Genomic DNA, 16,440 nt, shown 5'->3' on the forward strand with positions numbered 1-16,440 from the left:
ATACCACCGAGATAGTACTATCTCCATTAATAGATATTAAGTCTGGAAACCCGTTATTATCAATGTCCCATGAAAACACGGATTTGGGATTTTTACCTATCTTAATGGAACCTGTGCTTACAAAACTTCCATCGGGCTTTGCTCCAAAAACAACAACGGTTTGCCCCGTAGGATGAATGGTAACCGCCTCCAAATCTCCATCACGGTCTAAATCCACCATTAATAACCCCCTCGGATTTCCGTTAGTTGCATACCTCTTTTGTGTGCTTTTATCAAATGTTCCATCTCCATGGCCAAACCAGCATACAAAACGGGATGGAGATTGGTCATCGGCATCATTCGGGTCTTTACTACTTACAAATAACAAATCTAACTTACCATCATGGTTTACATCAGCTAACTTCACCGCCATTGGGTAATCGCCTACAATTGTTTCTTTAGCGGAACCAAAAGCACCTGTGCCATCTCCTAAAAGAACCGAGACCGTATCTGCCCCCGGATTAGCTGTAACAATATCCTTGTTCCCATCATTATTCACATCACCTACAGCGACTGATGATGGATAGGGAAGATGAGAAAAGGTAGGATCTTTAATAGAATAAGTTCCTTTTTTTTGAAAAACCCCTTGACCATTATTCAAATAAACGGTTACACCCATTACCTCTCTTTCACAAAAAACAAGGTCTACGGAATTATTGTTATTATCAATCGGAGTAGATACAATAGACTGAATAACACCCGAAACATCCCATTTCCCTTTCTCTGTTAAAGAAAGGTCTGTGTTAACCTGAAAAACCTTAAAATAGGCACTTCGATTGGAACAGATAATAATTTCATTTACAGAATCCCCATTATAATCGCCAAAAGTCATTGTCCCTATATCTCCATCCAATAGAGGCCGCGTTTCCATCCTGCTAAACGCCTTTCCATCTCCATAGATTACACCTACACGATTTAATCCCGAAAGAGTAAATATCAAATCTTTTTTAGTATCTGCATTCAAATCTACTTTATCTATATCAATAGCACCAACACCTAAATTTATCATTTTTTGATATGTAAAATTTCCTCCTTGTGAACCATAAAAAATCTCTGCAGCTGCAAAAGGTCCGTTAGCAAGTTCCCCCGTGCTTAATGTCAATTCCCCGTATAACAATCCAAGTATATCTAAATACCCATCTTCATTCAGGTCTTCTATTAAAATCTTCATCGGAAATGCCTGTGATTGTAAAGTATTTGTTAAGGTAAAACCTCCATGGGTATCATTGATGAATAAGGAGTAATTTCCACTCCCTGCATTTGCAACGATTAAATCTGGATAAGTATCTGCGTTAATATCCATCGTTTCTATACCTCGGGGATAAGTACCAACGGCATAATCTAACTTTGTTGAAAAAGGACTATTGGTCTGACTTAATAATACAGAAATATTATTAGAATCCCGATTAGAAACGACCAAATCCACTTCTCCATTTTTATCTAAGTCAATAGATAATAGCCATCGAGGACTACTACCGCATGGAATATATTGGCACTCACTCCAAGTCCTGTTTCCCGCATTTAGAAGATAACCAATCTCCCCTGTTCCTGATGCCGCCACAAGAATATCAGCAAGTCCATCTCTATTAATATCCGAAAACACCAGAGCCAACGGCTTTGCCCCTGCTTTTAAAGCAATTGCTTGCGACGGCTCAAAAGTTCCATCTCCCTTCCCATAAAGAAGGGAAATCGTATCCTCGTTTTGATTTACCACTCCTAAATCCCCATATCCATCACCATCTATGTCCTCCGCTTTTACCATCCCCGGACCTTTTCCCACAGCATAATCTACATGCAAACGGAAATTTCCCTTCTCAGAATTGCGTAACAAAACGGCTACTTTATCCGTATTATAATTGGTAACCGCAATATCGGGTGCTCCATCTTGATTAAAATCCCCGTAGGTTAAAAAATGACTGATACCCCCGGTAGGATATTGATAAATTGAATGGAAAAAACGAACGGAAACATTCGGGTCAGGATTTTCCGTTCCATCGCATCCAATAAAGAAAGGAAGAACCGTGAAAAGCAACCAGAAATAATGTTGCAAAAAAAAGATTTTATGCATAAAACACCTTTTATCAGTTATACTTTTATACATAGAAAACTCTCTGAATATAATACAGAAAATATATTATAAAGTATATCATCCATGAAAAGAATTTCCGTTGTTTCGGATTTACATATATTTTGTTCTCGCTCTAACTGGGAAGCCAAGTTATATGCGGTAGATGAAGCCATACAATCTTCCGATATATTTGTTTTTAATGGAGATACCTTTGATTTCCACTGGGTCGAAGAAAAATCTAACGAACAAGTTTTCCAGAAAGCTATTGATTTCTTAAAAACACTTGCAGAAAAATATCCCCATTGTCATATTCATCTCAATCTGGGAAATCATGACCATCGCTGCGAATTCTGCCAACTATTAAGTCAATTGGAAAAAGATGTCCCTAACTTTTCATGGCATCCCTATTATTTGAGGGTAGGAAAAATTGTCTTTCTTCATGGCGACGCCTCCATTCGCAAAATGAACCATAGCCAGTTGACAAAATATCGAAACCGCTGGGAACGCAAACCCTTGCAAAGAAATTACTTTGTCAATCAAATTTACGATATAGCAGTAAGCATGAGAACCCATGTGGCTATATCTCATATTTATTTTCGACATCGAAGAACTGCTCGAAATTTACTATGGTATTTAAATGAATTGGAACTTGGGACCGACGCAGGTATTAGTGAAGTATATTTTGGACATACACATGTTCCCCTGAGAAATTTTCGCTACAAAGGCATTACATTTCATAATACAGGAACCGCTTATAAAGGAATGAAACTTCATATCCTGCGCACATTAGTTTTATAAATTCCTTACGAATACATTATCAGAAAAAATTTATTCTGTCTCCGCCTACAATCCCAAATCATCCATAACTTTATTTTGCTTATTGGAATAGTCATTCTGAACATTTTGTACACTCTGGCGAGAATAAGAACCTACCGCACCTGAGGAGTTTGTCATAGTATTTAATTGCTGTTGGACAGCCATCCCTCCTGTAACAGAATTCATAGGATATGACCCCACTGGTGTTGCGGGAGTAGTTGTTTGTGGCGTTTGTGCTCCTGCAAACAAGGGATGAGAAACACCCCCTGTTTGTGCATTGTAGATAAAGGCTTGTCCATCACTTGTTCGTGGAACAAAACTTAAATAGGTAGGGTAGAGACTATCCAATGTCGCTGGATAGTAACCCGTTGCCCGTGCATATTGAGCAATGGCATATTTTACCTGTTCCATCTTGCGGATATCTTCAGATGGAATACTTGACGGGACTGTGATTATCTGACCTGTAATCGGGTCAAAACTATATGCACTATCACCCGAGGGGGAAGGTAACGAAGGCAAGTATTGAGGAACTAATTCATTGAGCGATGATGGATACCTACCCTTTTCTGCCTGAAATGTTTGAATAGCCCGTTCTAAATTTATTTTGCCTGTTTGGTCAGCAATACCTTGAACCTGTCTCTGCATACTTTTCAGTTGTTGCGCCTGCAATTCACCTTGAATGGCTGTTGTTGTAAGTAATTCTACTCCACAACCTGAAAAGACAAGGGGAACAAAACATATAAAAATAATAAATAATCTCATATCAAACATTCCTTTTTTCTTTTCTATATTCTACCATGTAAAACGATTTTTGCACACATATTGTTTCCGTAAAACCTTTAAAAAAACAAACGGCGTATGTTTTTCAACATACGCCGTTGGAAATGGCAAGTTTAGTAGATGTTATCTTAATATTTTCAAAATTCTCTCTGCTATTTTTTGAACAATTTCCGGTTTCTTATAGTCCCCTCGTTCCAAATGTTGTTTTGCTTCCTCTACTTTTTCAGGGCGAACCGCTTCCTGTTCTTTACTGACTTGTATCAACCGCGATAATTCAGCCGCCGCTTGTGCTTCGGAACTGATAACCACCTCATCTTCTTTTGGGGTATCTACCTTTCCGTAGCCGCGTATATCTTTCATACTGCTATCGCGGTCGCTTTTTACTTTCGTCGGTTTTTCCGGGACCGGCTCTGGTATCCCACCGACACTTTGTATTCTAACCATTTAACTTTCCTCCAAATATATATCATATTTTATCTTACATATACTTTATCGGCAAAATAAACTTTTTCTTTAATTTAAACCCATATTTTTCACAAAAACATAAGCCATTGTTATATAATTACTTATATAAAATATGCCTGTAAAATGCATTGTAATTTTTCTTTTAATGATAAGATATGCTTTATTATAACAAACATTCAAACTCAATTAAACTCTCATGTATAAGCAAGTAGATAGAATGAAAATAAGATGTAAAAAATTTTTAATATTCATTTTTTTTCTATCTTTCTGTATTACAGGATTTATCTTTTTTTTAATTCCTGAACAAGGTTTCCGTGGTTATATAATTCAAGACACAAATTTATCTGTATATTTTCCTGATTTTCCGTCCTTCTGGAGTTCTGCAAAGAAGCAACAAATAACCGTCTCTGCCACTAAACATCTTTTCAATTACTTATATGACATAGAACTATCTTTCCGAAAAAAATGGGGTATACGACCTACACTATTTCGTTGGTATCTCTGGGCTGGAAAACCTTTACTTATCAGCTGGAACGAACAAGGGGATTACCTGGTATCTATTAAACCGCGACAATTATTTCGCCTATTTCTTTTACCTTCATGGAAAATATCAAACAATATTACTTATGGCGGAGATTACTATTACCTCTGGAAAGGGAATGAACTTCTAATTAGTAACAAAGATACTGTTTTAAGTCAGGTCGTCCGTTTCTCCAACATACCTTCAAATACAAACAATAATACGGCTTACATAGAATTAGGGAAAAATCTAAAAGCATCCTTTTCTATTCATGCGGAAAATAATTTTTACATCGAGGGAAAAATCGCTTCTAATAAAAAACCCCTTGATGGTCTTTCTTCTTTTTCGGACTTTTTTAATTCAAACCTTTCATCAGTCCTTTTGGATTGCCCTTTAATAGATACTTTTTCAGATACTTCATTAAAAAATACCCTTTCTTCACTAATACCCCAAAAATTGTTGCAACCCATCTTTATAGGGTTACTATCTTTTAAAGATACCTATCTTGAAAAATTATATTTACAATTAATAAATAAAGGACTACTTAATAGAAGTGTGTTTTTTTATTATGGAATATCAGATAAGTTTTCAAATCCGATACCTATTTTTGGCTTCTGGTTTCCTTATGAAAATAGTGATATTACGCAACTTTTCTCTGAACTTAATTTAGAATTGCCTTACTATTCACACCCATGGAATTCGTTTGATGGATATATAGCACCTGTATGGAACAACGCTCTTTGCCTTTCTATGGTCTATTATAAAAAAGGTTGGATTATTTGCTCTCAGGAAGCACTTATGGCCGAAATAACAACCTTACTTCATGAAAACAAAAGCGACTTAAAAACAAATCCCGTATTCAATATTAACATTGCACAAGTTAGCGAGGATATAGAAAAAATCTTCCTCTGGTGTGCAAAGCAGGAACTATTAAACGGTATTAATGAAAGAGACATGTCAGGGCTTTATTCTCCATGGAAACAGTTTCTCAAAGAAATGGGAACTCTTAAACTGTCGCTTCTTCCCTTAGAGAATAACCAGGAAAACTATTTTCTAATTCGTGGGGGATTTGTCAATGATAAGTAAAAAATATTACCCCTATATCTTGCTCATTATTGCAATAATTCATATATCTATATCCCCTGAAAGTTCGGGAAGAGAGGCTCAATTCCTGATTGGGAATGGGAATATGCTTGTTGGAGTTTCATCAGATGGAAATATTTCTTTTGCAAGATGGAAAGGAATTGGTGGAAGCAATCATTTGGGAGCGTTTTATAGTTCCGTGTTACAAGAAGAAGATAAAAAAGTTTTCATAGAACCTACTATATCCATGTTACAAATTCAGAATTCTATTTATACACTCACAGAGCCAAACAATCTAAATATTAAAGGGAAATATGCAACACCAGAAATCCCTTTACTCGAATTTGAAGGAACGATAAAAGATAAGGAATTAGCCTGGAAACAGGAAATATTTGTTCACCCTTCCAGAGATATCATTTGTGTTCATTTCCATTTCAATAAAAATCCACAAAAAGATGTAGTAGAAAATTTCATATCTTATCAAAATATTTCTCCTAAATCTCCACCCATCCCTGAAAATGCTTTTTTGAACAATCCGGCAAATTTTCAGAAAGATATTTGTGTATTCTGGGATACAACATCCCAAGCACTGATATATTTCCGCCCTTATAAATCGGGTAATTCTGATTTATACAAACTTGAGCAGATAAAGGATACTTCCAATATCCCGCAAAAATTCTGGCGAAAATTTGAAGAAGGAGTATATATTGGAATTTTTTCCACGAACCCCATTAAAGGAGCAAATATACAAAACTATCCTCTACTTAAAAATGACATATCTTATATTACAAATCAAAAATTCCCAACAACTCTACATATATTGGATGATTACTGTTCCTCTTTAATCACTCAGCCCATAGAAACAACAGAGAACACAAAAGAAATCAACCTTTTCTATGTCTTCGCCCAGAACTATTCCGAAATGGAAGAATTAAATCAATGGATAAAAGCAACCCATTATAATCAAGCAAAGCAAGACTTATTCTCTTATTGGAAACTTAAATGGGAAACAGCAAAGAAAGATATAAAAGAAGAATTTGCAAATAACTGGTTACAAATTGCCTTATGTACAGAACCCACAACGGGGGCTATATTAACCAACCCTTATGACCCTATCTGGGGCAACCGAATTTCATTACAGAACTGTTTCTCTCTAATTCAATCGATGAACAACATGAACATGTTCGATTTCTCCAAACAACTTGCTTCTTTCTGGTATCGAATAGGTAAAGAACGAAAACTTTCTGCAAAACAAACCTTCCCTTTATGGGCTTATACCGATGGAACTCCTGCATGTCCCGATTATTGGATGGATGTATCACAGTCCGCTTATTTCATCTCTATGATTTACGCTTTAACAAACAACATGAATTTTACAGAGAAAAAAGACTTCCTAACTGAAAAATGGGATGTGCTTACATGGAGCATAAATAACCTCTGCCTCTGGAAAATCCCCGGGGACTTACTTCCTGCACCTTCTTTCTCAGAGGCATTCAATCGAGATATGCAAACGGCCAACCTACTTATACAAACACTTATAGGGATACAAAAAGGTATTCAACTGGCAAAAATGATATTTGAACCCGTTCCAGAGCTCTGGGAAACAAGGGATAAAGAACTACAAACCTATATCCGACTTGCAATATTAAATAAGGAAACTCTGGCGTTCTTATCGGACACAGACCTCCCCGATTGGAAAAAATTCTTTCCCGATAACAATATTCTATGGCAATTACATGTAAAGTATAATGGAAATATCATGCTTCTGAAAGATATAAAATAACCCTAATTATAAACCCTAATAAAAAAGTTATTTATGGGTATAAAGTATAAAAAATCGGATTACATAGGAAAGAATGGTCTTTATAGGGTAACGGGACTTCATCTCTATAAAAAAAGAATGTTTTCTTTTTCCTACTTTTCCTTTGCATATCCCTTTTCTTCTTTTCGGGACTTTTTCTGAACCAACAAAACTCCCAACAAAAACTTACCTATACAGAAGGAATTGTTATTAACAAAACGGATATAGGAGAACAAAAAAAAGACCCTTCAACTTCAGAGATAATAGGCTGTCAAATTACTATTGAATTTTCTTTGTATAACGGACGGAAAATACAGAAGGAAATTTCTCTGGAAAATGAATTTTGTTCTTATATCAATACAGGAGATTTGCTCTCTGTCCTCTATCATCACAACCAATGGAACGGTTCTGTGGAAATCGTATCTTATAGCCGTATGCCTGTAAAAAAAGGTAATGATTAAGAGAAATTCAAAGCCTGCAAGCGTTATAATATTAAACAATAAAAAACACTTTCACAAACCTATATGTTGGGAAGTATCATGACATTAAATCGAGAAGAAATGTATCGAATTTTTGCAGAGACAGTAATTATTAAAAAACCCCGTTATGGGATTATTAAAGGTTATCATGAGTTACCCTATATTTGTCTTGGTGAAGCATTAGAATCCCATTACGGTTCTTTATGTGTTCGCGGAAAAATTCATGTCTCTCCCCAATTTGTTATAACACCCTCTTACTACAAAACGAAATATAGCGACCTGTTCGGTGAAGACAATGTCAATGTTGAGATTGCAGGGCGTATATTCGGTTTTTTAGGTTTTCCTGACCGACCCATAGAGTGCAAATCTGAATTTCTGGAAATTAAACATCTGGAAGAAAATATTGATACGGCTCTATCCAACAGTCTGGATGAACTGGAACGGAAAGAAGACATTACTACCGGTATCTTTATTACACCCGATAGCCGTTATTATCCCATTTCAATAGAAAGATTTATTACCTCAATACTTGATGATGAATTCTCTTTTTAAGGAGGGAATATTATGAAAAGTGCGTATGAATTAGCTATGGAAAGATTAAACAAGATGAGCGGGGAAGTAAAAAAACTGACCCCAGAACAAAAGGAAAAGATTGCAGAGATAAATCGTAAATACGACTCAAAAATCGCCGAAGTCAAAATATCATTTGAATCCCGATTAAATAATGCCTCATCTTATGAAGAATTGGAAATGATAAAGGCAGAGATGAGTAACGAGATTCAAAAATTAGAAGAAGAACGACAAAAAGAAAAAGATAAAATCTGGGAAAAAGATACAAAATAAACAACATAGATTGATTTCCTATAAAATATCCACACATGAAGAGAACAATTGAGAGAGAATATGAAAATAAGGGTATAAAAGGGAATATGGTAAATCCGTGTTTAACTTGCGGTGCATGTTGTGCCTTTTATAGGGTTTCCTTTTACTGGAGAGAACGAGGCGATTTCCAGGCAGACGGTGTCCCGGAAGAATTATGTGAAGACCTTACTCAGTTTCGTTGCGTTATGAAAGGCACAAATCAACCTCATCCGCGCTGTATAGCACTATTAGGAACTATTGGGAAACATGTGCTCTGCAAAATCTACAATCGAAGACCTGTTGTATGTAGAGAAATAGAACCTTCCTATAAAAACGGCTATCCCGAAATAAAATGTGATAAAGCACGCCTTGCCTATGGATTACCCCCTCTAACCCCGGATATATGGAAAACAAAACCCGAGGATAGTAATTCTTCCCCGAACCCATTCCCCCTCTCCGCATAACTACCTACATCCAAATCTCACCATTTAAAAACAAAACCAAAACATGTATATAAAAAAATCTTTTGCCTCTTCATATATTAATGACATCCACCCCATCCGCCCATTCCTTCTCTTGTCCCATCTCTCCCCTCTGTCCCATCCGCCCATTCCTTCTCTTATCCCATCTGTCCCATTTGTCCCATCCGCCCATTCCTTCTCTTGTCCCATCTGTCCCATCTGTCCCATCCCCCCATTCCTTCTCTTGTCCCATCTGTCCCATCTGTCCCATCCCCCCATTCCTTTTCTTGTCCCATCTCTCCCATGTGTCCCATTCGTCCCATCTGTCCAACTACTTTTTCGATTGCAACAAATATTCTTCCTTCCCTTTGACCATCCAGTCCCAGAGTGCTTCACGCCATTGCTGAACCCTCTGTTTTTCTGCATCTGTTTGGGCTAAAGATTGAGCCTGTGAGATAAGTTCTCCCAATTCTTTCATTCGTTCTTCTGTCCCCAAAGTAGTCCATGCTACACTCTTCCAATCAATCCCATTAGGCTTGTAATAGGGCTTTGGGTAGTTCTCCCGATTGCAGGCGATTTGCTCAATTTGGAGATAAAACTTTTTCATAGGCTCACTCGCATTGCCAAAATAGAGGTGAAAGAACTCATCCAAAATTGCATCTACATCCTGCGTCGGGTCGTCCCAGATTTTTGCAATAACATACCCTTCTAACATATCTTGCTCTCCACATATAAAAATACCTCGTATCCCGTCCTCGATAAACTTTCGCATAATTTTTGCCGTCTCATGAACCATGATGTTAGGGAAACATTTAAATCCTCCTCCCAATCCTGCTTCCATCGGGTGATGGTAATAATTCCACAAAAAAACAGGTGCCTTTGCCTTTTTTAGCCATTCATGATATAGGTTCATATCGTTTTCATATATTTCTTTGTGGATAGCATAATAACAGGTATGTAAACACGGGGCTATGGATACATTGGGTTCGATGTCAAAACCACGGGGAGGCAAAGCATATTCCCAATAGGCAAGGGCAGCAATGTATTTATCCGGATGTGTCTTCTGCAATTCCCTTGCCACCGCATTTACAAAGGAGAAAACATAATTGCTCATGCGACCACTGCTAAATTGTCCTGTCCACATATTGCGACCGGAACTTATCAATTCCTGACAACGCTCACATCGGCAGAATTTCAGATTATCATCGGGAACAATAGCGAAATAGTTTCCTACGGCTTTCCAGCCTTCAGGCACATCCTTTGTTCCATCAAAAAAATCATCTGCTATTTGCGACACTTCTTGTATCAGTTTTGGATGTGTATAACATAGTTGAGTACCTGAACCGGGCCCTTTTGCCTGATATTCTGGGTCCGTAAAATATTTTTCAATGGTTTGTTTATGAAATGTATGGTTACCTGCCCATTTCTCGCCACCTAATCGCAATCGGCGCCAGAATAGAAAAATTTCAGCACGGGATACTGTCCCCCACTGTTTTTGCATAAAGGGCCAATTACCTGACCATAAAGCATCTCGATATTTCAATGCAGGCGCACGGCGAATATCCATGCCTTTTACTATAAGCGTAGGCTGTGAAGGAATAATAATACTTATTTCGTTTGGACCATACCAACGAACACCACAGAATTTTTCAAGGAAATGATATACTGCATAACAGGTTCCTTGCTCGTCATATACGCCCGGTAATTCTATTTCGCCCTGACTACGCAATGGCATACCGACGGTTTGCCAATAATCAATCTTCTGGCGCGTATCCGCGAGGGTATTCCCGCAATTCATAGGTCTTCCCAATTCACGACGATTGAGTTCCGTATCTTCCCAATCCCGACCTAAAAGAATTAGCGTATCCGGACGAAATGCAATAATATACTCCTGGGAAGCGAGGTCTGAACCTTGAAAACCTAAATCATGGGTAAAACGGCTATCTCCAATAAGTATTTTCCGTCCTGATACAGGTTTTGCATCATTCTTAATAGGCACTTCTACACCTGTCATCTTCAAAACATGATATTGCAACTCCAATGATGCAAGATGTGCCGAAGGTGTCGGATTTTCGGATACAACAATACAACAAGCAGGTTTCCCCTTCTTCACCAATACAAAATCTGTCCCTCCATCTCTATCACTGCCAAATACACAGATACAACACATGCCTATAAAAAGAAAAGTAACCAAAAACCTTATCTTCATCATACCTATATCCCGTTCTTTTAAGAATAAGTTATTTCTAAAAATATATATCCTCTATATCCTGTTAAATCACGAACTGAAAAATCAAACCTTGAAATCGGAATATTAAAACCAGATAACAAATTATCAAAAGGAATAGTTATAGAGGTTGGTTTACTAATTGACCACGACAAACCAAAATAATTGATTAGAATATTGCATTACAACAGAACACTCCATGGGTATTTTATGTAGTGGAAATCTTTTTCTGGGTTCTTCTCTTGGCTTTGTTTTCTTTTCGTTCCTGCTTGTTCTTTCGTTCTTTACTCCGTTCTTTATTCCTCTCTGTAGGTGGACCTTCGTGGTCTAATTTAGGAGCGGGAAGTTTTTCCAAAAGTTGGTTGAAATATTCTTTGGCTTTGATGACTTCTGGGTCATCGGAATTAGTTACTTCTTTATAACCCGTTCCATCACGACTATCTCCGCAGTCATACAGTCTTCCATAGTGTAGAGGCGAATTATCTTCCAATAGCCAGCGTTTTGTCCTCAAAATGCGTCTGTCCGCAATGAAACTGAATATCCATTCACGGGTTGTTTCACATTTACCTATTAAAAAAGGCATTAAGGATACACCATCCATAGGTCTATCTTTGGGTACAGGGACACCTGCCCAATCGCATAGTGTCGGCAGAATATCTGACAGGTCTGTTAATTCCATTACACTACCCCGTTGTTTAACATACCCCGGTCCCCAGATTATCATAGGCACGCGTGCACCTAATTCTGTGGGTTGACCCTTACCGGAACCACCGGTACCGTTATCCCCTGTGAAGATAACAATGGTTTTCTCTTTCATTCCCGCCTTTTCAATTTCCTCCAACAATTTTCCCATCAATTTATCTAAATACTCCACATTATCCTTAAAAATTTTTTTATCACTTTTTGTTAAATCATCGCCGTCTTTCTTCGAATCCGGCGTTGGCAAATGAGGAGCATGCGTCAGGCAAGTCGGATAATAAATCACGAAGGGTTGCTCTTTGTGGCGGTTCAGAAAATCGATAACGAACTGATTATGTATATCGGGTCCATAATCATCGGGTTTTGTTGGGATATATTCACCATTGCGGACGATGGACGGATGCCAATATCGGGCATATTTGCCATCGCCTTCAAATCCACTTGTATATGCAACACCCGGCGGAATATATTCTTTATACGCCCAGGTGCAATATTCATCAAATCCACATTCAAAGATAAGTTTGGGTAGTTCACCCGACAGTTGCCATTTGCCGGACATGGCTGTGGCATAGCCTGCCTCTTTCAGCAGGTTGATAAAGGTTCGATGACTTTTAGCAATATCTTCTATATCACTTTTAGGCTTTGGACCACCTCGCCTATTCGCAAAATTATAAACACCGTTATGACAACCGTATTGTCCTGTCAATAGCATGACCCGCGTCGGATGACAAATCGGTGTTGCGTAGCAGGTTTCGAATTTAACGCCTTCCTGAGCCATACGGTCTAAATTGGGCGTGTGGATTTCTTTATTCCCATAGCAGGACAATTCCTTGGCTCCGATGTCATTGGCTAACACGACAATAAAGTTAGGACGGTCCTGTTTCTTTTTTTTATTATCCTCCGAATATGCCATTTGAGAAAGTATAAAGGAGCCAAGACCGAATGCGGATATTTTCTGCACAAACTCACGACGCGACAGATTATTCATATTTCATTCCCTTCCCGATGGTTTTAAGAATTAAATTTTTTAATACTTCTCATTAAAATTACAATCTGATAATCATAAACACCTGTGGAGGTTTTTAGTTCCCTAATGGAAGCCATTTATCTGATTGCATACGGTTGCCCATACACGAGTATAAGGGAATTGGTAAGGATAACGAATAAATTCGACATGCCCATCCAGATATAAAACATTCCCTCCTCCCGGTTGATGATTTAGCATAGGAGTATTATAACCTTCACCCTCACCTTTTTTGAATAGGTTATCCCACATCATTGGGATTTCCGATGTAGAAGTGTTGGAATTCAAAAATCTTTCAACACCGTCCCTCATACGATATACTACTCGTTTTTGAGTGTCCCCAGGGTAAAAAGGATAAAACGATAAATCGCGGTCGTATATCTTTGCAACAGAATTAAGGGGAGCACCTATTGCTTCATCAAGCATCTCTCGAAATACGGTAACAAAAGCCCCTTCGATTTCTGTGCGTGGGTCAGGTGCTTGTTCATTTCCATTGGGAACTAAATAAAGCGATGGGATAATTACCCAGCCCAAATAACTGTATGAAATATCGTTAATTTTACATAAGTCGGGTTCTTCGGTTTCCTCATTCAGCCAACCTCCCGGTCCCAAGGCTACATCGCGGTCAATATCCGAAGGACAAATTAATACCTTCAAGTCGGATAGGTATTCAGGATACATCCACTTCGGTTCAAAAAATGACTCTTCCGTATTTATTACACTACAAGGGCTTGCATTCGTTGTCCAGGGGGTTTTTATTGCCTTTACAGGAGGATAGACATTCCCTTTACTTTCATTGGCATACATAATTAAAGATAAACCAATCTGTTTCAGATTGTTTGCACAGGAAGAGCGGCGGCTTGCTTCACGGGCACGGGATAAGGCAGGTAAAAGAATAGCCGCAAGAATTGCGATGATGGCAATAACGACCAGCAATTCAATTAAGGTAAAACCTTTTTTCCTATTATGAAATACCTGATAGCATGTCATATCTAACATTATATAATATGAAACAATCAAAAACAGATTTTTATTACAATTTTATAAAGAAGGAAATTATAGGTAAAACAAAAAAATTGGACAGGTCTCGTTTAACCAACCTGTTCAATTTATGAAAAACTTTATTAATCCCCGATAAGGGTGTTTAATTTCTGCAAATCATTGACGGGATTAGATGGTGCTTTCCCCTTTTGGTTTTCTTTCTTTTCAGCCTCTTTATCTTTGCCTAAAATAGAAGCAATCAATTGCTGATTTATTTTTATCGGCACGCCACTTTTCATTGCTTTCTCCCGCAGATAGAGGCGATAATCTTCCAATATCTCATTCTGAGCCATACGAATTTCCATTTCCCGCATCTGCTTCTTATCTTCTTCCATTTTAGGCTTATCCGCATCCGTAGGTAAAGTTCTTTCTAATAATTGCACAAAATAATGTTCGTTACTAAAATCTTTAATAGGTCCTACAAGGGCCCCGATATCCTTCCCTTCCAGTTCATTGAAAATACTTTCCGGTGAAATCATCAATCCTTCCTGGAAAAGATAATCTTTCGCTGTAAAAGGATTTGCGGTTTCTTTAATTTCTATATTCAAATCGGGGAACAACTTGGGTAAGTCATCAATAGATTTTGCTTCTGCTTTTATCTTGTTGGAAATTTCTTCTACCCTCTTTTTGTAATCATCTTGAAGTTTTACCATATTCGTATAGTCTTTCTCTACACGCTCACGCACCTTATCAAGCGGCGGTATTTCTCCTTTGGTTCTCTCTAAAACTTTTGCGACAAATACATTGTCTCTTGCTGTAATTACCTGATATTCCGAATCCTTCTCCGGTTCCATAAAGGCACTTCGGAATTGGTATATATCAAACTGATTTAATCCCTCGACGGCTTTGGATTCTTTAGTAAAAGGACCTATCTTCACAATTTTCAATCCTTTTTCTTGAGCCACCTTTTCAAGGGTCTTTTCTTCATTGGCTTTTTGGGCAATTTCTTTTGCCTGTTCTTCCCTTTGTTTCTTTTCTTCATCACTCAATGAAGCACGAATCATAATCTGGCGTGCATGAACTTCGCGGACACCCGTTTCTGCATTTGTCCGTTCCTCTTCTACCTTAAATATATAATAAGCACCAAAGGTATATACAGGTTCATTTATCTCACCTACCTTCAATGAGAATAAAACCTGACGATGGGGAGGGTCATTTTCCCGTGGAGATTGCCATCCCAAATCACCACCCGGTTGACTTTTCTGGTCCGAATAGGTTTTTGCCAGTTCCGCAAAATCTTCACCTTGTTTGGCTTTATTATATGCCTCGATGGCTCTATCAGGAACCGGAGGGACCAAAGAAATCTTTACCGTTTCCGCAACTATGGTATCCGGGTCGCGATAGGTTTCTTTATTCTCCTCAAAATATTTTGCCAGTGCATCCTCTTTTATTTCTATCGGCGGAGCAATCTTTGCATATTTAATGCGGATACGAGTGAAATTGTTCATCACTTTTTTATCTATGCTCGTAGGGTCAAATCGTGCAGGTGCCAACAATGTATTCATAAAAACCTGACGCGATATAGACTTTTGAAGGTCTGCATAAATCTCATTCCAATTAATCTTTCCTTGATTGGCTTCGACCCATGCATTCCATGCTTCACGGTCCAATTTACCATCTTCCGTGCGGAATTGAGACCATTTTTGCATCTGCTCAATAAGCAGGCTGCGGTCTACTTTGAAGTTCCGTTTCTGCTCTTCTAAAGTAATCAAATTGGAATCTATCATTTGTTGTAAAATCTTATCCGTTTCACCGTTTTTCTCTAATTCCTCAATAGATGCAGGTTTATCTGGTGTTGACCTTTGCTGAATAAGCATATTCAAATTGCGGCGGAATTCACTCTCCAACACAGGTAGATTAGAAACAGTTGCTATCGGATTATCTTTAAATTCAGGCGTTGCAGACCTATATTTCCCCGGCATACCAAAGAACAGAACGAACGGCACCGCAATCACTATAACAACAAATAACAAAATAGCACGACGATGTTTCCTCATTAAATCTTGAATCATAGACAGAAACCTTTTATACTTAAAATTCCAGTTAAGATTTATTGAAAATCAAACATAGTTGCAA

At 37.9% G+C, this 16,440-nt stretch carries 15 protein-coding genes; 7 read left to right on the forward strand and 8 right to left on the reverse strand.

Features of this window, described 5'->3' with window-relative positions; genetic code table 11:
• Positions 1-2,107, reverse strand: a 2,107-nt coding sequence (locus tag PLA12_06750) for a VCBS repeat-containing protein (protein HOQ32192.1), incomplete at its 3' end; no start/stop codon positions are given.
• Between the two features lie 84 nt (positions 2,108-2,191).
• On the opposite strand from PLA12_06750, the gene PLA12_06755 reads away from it, so the two are divergent.
• Complete coding sequence (locus tag PLA12_06755; GenBank protein ID HOQ32193.1) at positions 2,192-2,905, forward strand: metallophosphoesterase; 714 nt, start codon at positions 2,192-2,194, stop codon at positions 2,903-2,905.
• Positions 2,906-2,950: 45 nt separating this feature from the next.
• Here PLA12_06755 and PLA12_06760 read toward each other — a convergent pair whose 3' ends face one another.
• Together PLA12_06760 and PLA12_06765 are read right to left on the reverse strand one after the other, a co-directional pair.
• A complete protein-coding gene (locus PLA12_06760; GenBank protein ID HOQ32194.1) occupies positions 2,951-3,685 on the reverse strand; it encodes a hypothetical protein in 735 nt (244 codons plus the stop codon).
• Between the two features lie 141 nt (positions 3,686-3,826).
• On the reverse strand, positions 3,827-4,147 hold the full coding sequence (locus PLA12_06765) for a flagellar biosynthesis anti-sigma factor FlgM (protein ID HOQ32195.1): 321 nt from the start codon (positions 4,145-4,147) through the stop codon (positions 3,827-3,829).
• Positions 4,148-4,385: 238 nt separating this feature from the next.
• Here PLA12_06765 and PLA12_06770 point away from each other — a divergent pair, with 238 nt between their 5' ends.
• The 6 genes from PLA12_06770 (at position 4,386) to PLA12_06795 (ending at position 9,376) form a co-directional block, all read left to right on the forward strand.
• Positions 4,386-5,774: a hypothetical protein gene (locus PLA12_06770; GenBank protein ID HOQ32196.1), complete on the forward strand. Its 1,389-nt coding sequence runs from the start codon at positions 4,386-4,388 to the stop codon at positions 5,772-5,774.
• A complete protein-coding gene (locus PLA12_06775; GenBank protein ID HOQ32197.1) occupies positions 5,764-7,554 on the forward strand; it encodes a hypothetical protein in 1,791 nt (596 codons plus the stop codon). Before PLA12_06770 ends, PLA12_06775 begins: the two co-directional genes overlap by 11 nt.
• Positions 7,555-7,865: 311 nt before the next feature.
• Positions 7,866-8,033 carry a hypothetical protein gene (locus PLA12_06780; protein ID HOQ32198.1) on the forward strand — a complete coding sequence of 56 codons (168 nt, stop codon included), beginning with the start codon at positions 7,866-7,868 and terminating at the stop codon, positions 8,031-8,033.
• Positions 8,034-8,111: 78 nt separating this feature from the next.
• Positions 8,112-8,603, forward strand: a complete 492-nt coding sequence (locus tag PLA12_06785; protein HOQ32199.1) for a hypothetical protein — start codon at positions 8,112-8,114, stop codon at positions 8,601-8,603.
• A 12-nt stretch (positions 8,604-8,615) separates the two neighbouring features.
• Positions 8,616-8,894 (forward strand): hypothetical protein, encoded by a 279-nt coding sequence (locus tag PLA12_06790; protein ID HOQ32200.1) that lies wholly within the window; start codon positions 8,616-8,618, stop codon positions 8,892-8,894.
• Positions 8,895-8,980: 86 nt separating this feature from the next.
• Positions 8,981-9,376, forward strand: a complete 396-nt coding sequence (locus PLA12_06795; GenBank protein HOQ32201.1) for a YkgJ family cysteine cluster protein — start codon at positions 8,981-8,983, stop codon at positions 9,374-9,376.
• 70 nt (positions 9,377-9,446) lie between these two features.
• On the opposite strand, the gene PLA12_06800 is transcribed toward PLA12_06795, so the two are convergent.
• The 5 genes from PLA12_06800 to PLA12_06820 all read right to left on the reverse strand — a co-directional run bounded on the left by PLA12_06800 (position 9,447) and on the right by PLA12_06820 (position 16,376).
• Entirely contained in the window at positions 9,447-9,704 is a 258-nt protein-coding gene (locus tag PLA12_06800; protein HOQ32202.1) for a hypothetical protein, read from the reverse strand.
• Positions 9,705-11,585, reverse strand: a complete 1,881-nt coding sequence (locus PLA12_06805; protein ID HOQ32203.1) for a DUF4838 domain-containing protein — start codon at positions 11,583-11,585, stop codon at positions 9,705-9,707.
• A 223-nt stretch (positions 11,586-11,808) separates the two neighbouring features.
• Positions 11,809-13,287 (reverse strand): sulfatase-like hydrolase/transferase, encoded by a 1,479-nt coding sequence (locus tag PLA12_06810; GenBank protein ID HOQ32204.1) that lies wholly within the window; start codon positions 13,285-13,287, stop codon positions 11,809-11,811.
• A gap of 102 nt (positions 13,288-13,389) precedes the next feature.
• Positions 13,390-14,313 (reverse strand): DUF1559 domain-containing protein, encoded by a 924-nt coding sequence (locus tag PLA12_06815; GenBank protein ID HOQ32205.1) that lies wholly within the window; start codon positions 14,311-14,313, stop codon positions 13,390-13,392.
• Between the two features lie 134 nt (positions 14,314-14,447).
• Positions 14,448-16,376, reverse strand: coding sequence for a SurA N-terminal domain-containing protein (locus PLA12_06820; protein ID HOQ32206.1), 1,929 nt, complete (start codon positions 16,374-16,376; stop codon positions 14,448-14,450).
• Positions 16,377-16,440 lie beyond the last annotated feature (64 nt).

It is taken from the genome of Candidatus Hydrogenedens sp. (assembly GCA_035378955.1).
GTDB lineage: Bacteria > Hydrogenedentota > Hydrogenedentia > Hydrogenedentales > Hydrogenedentaceae > Hydrogenedens.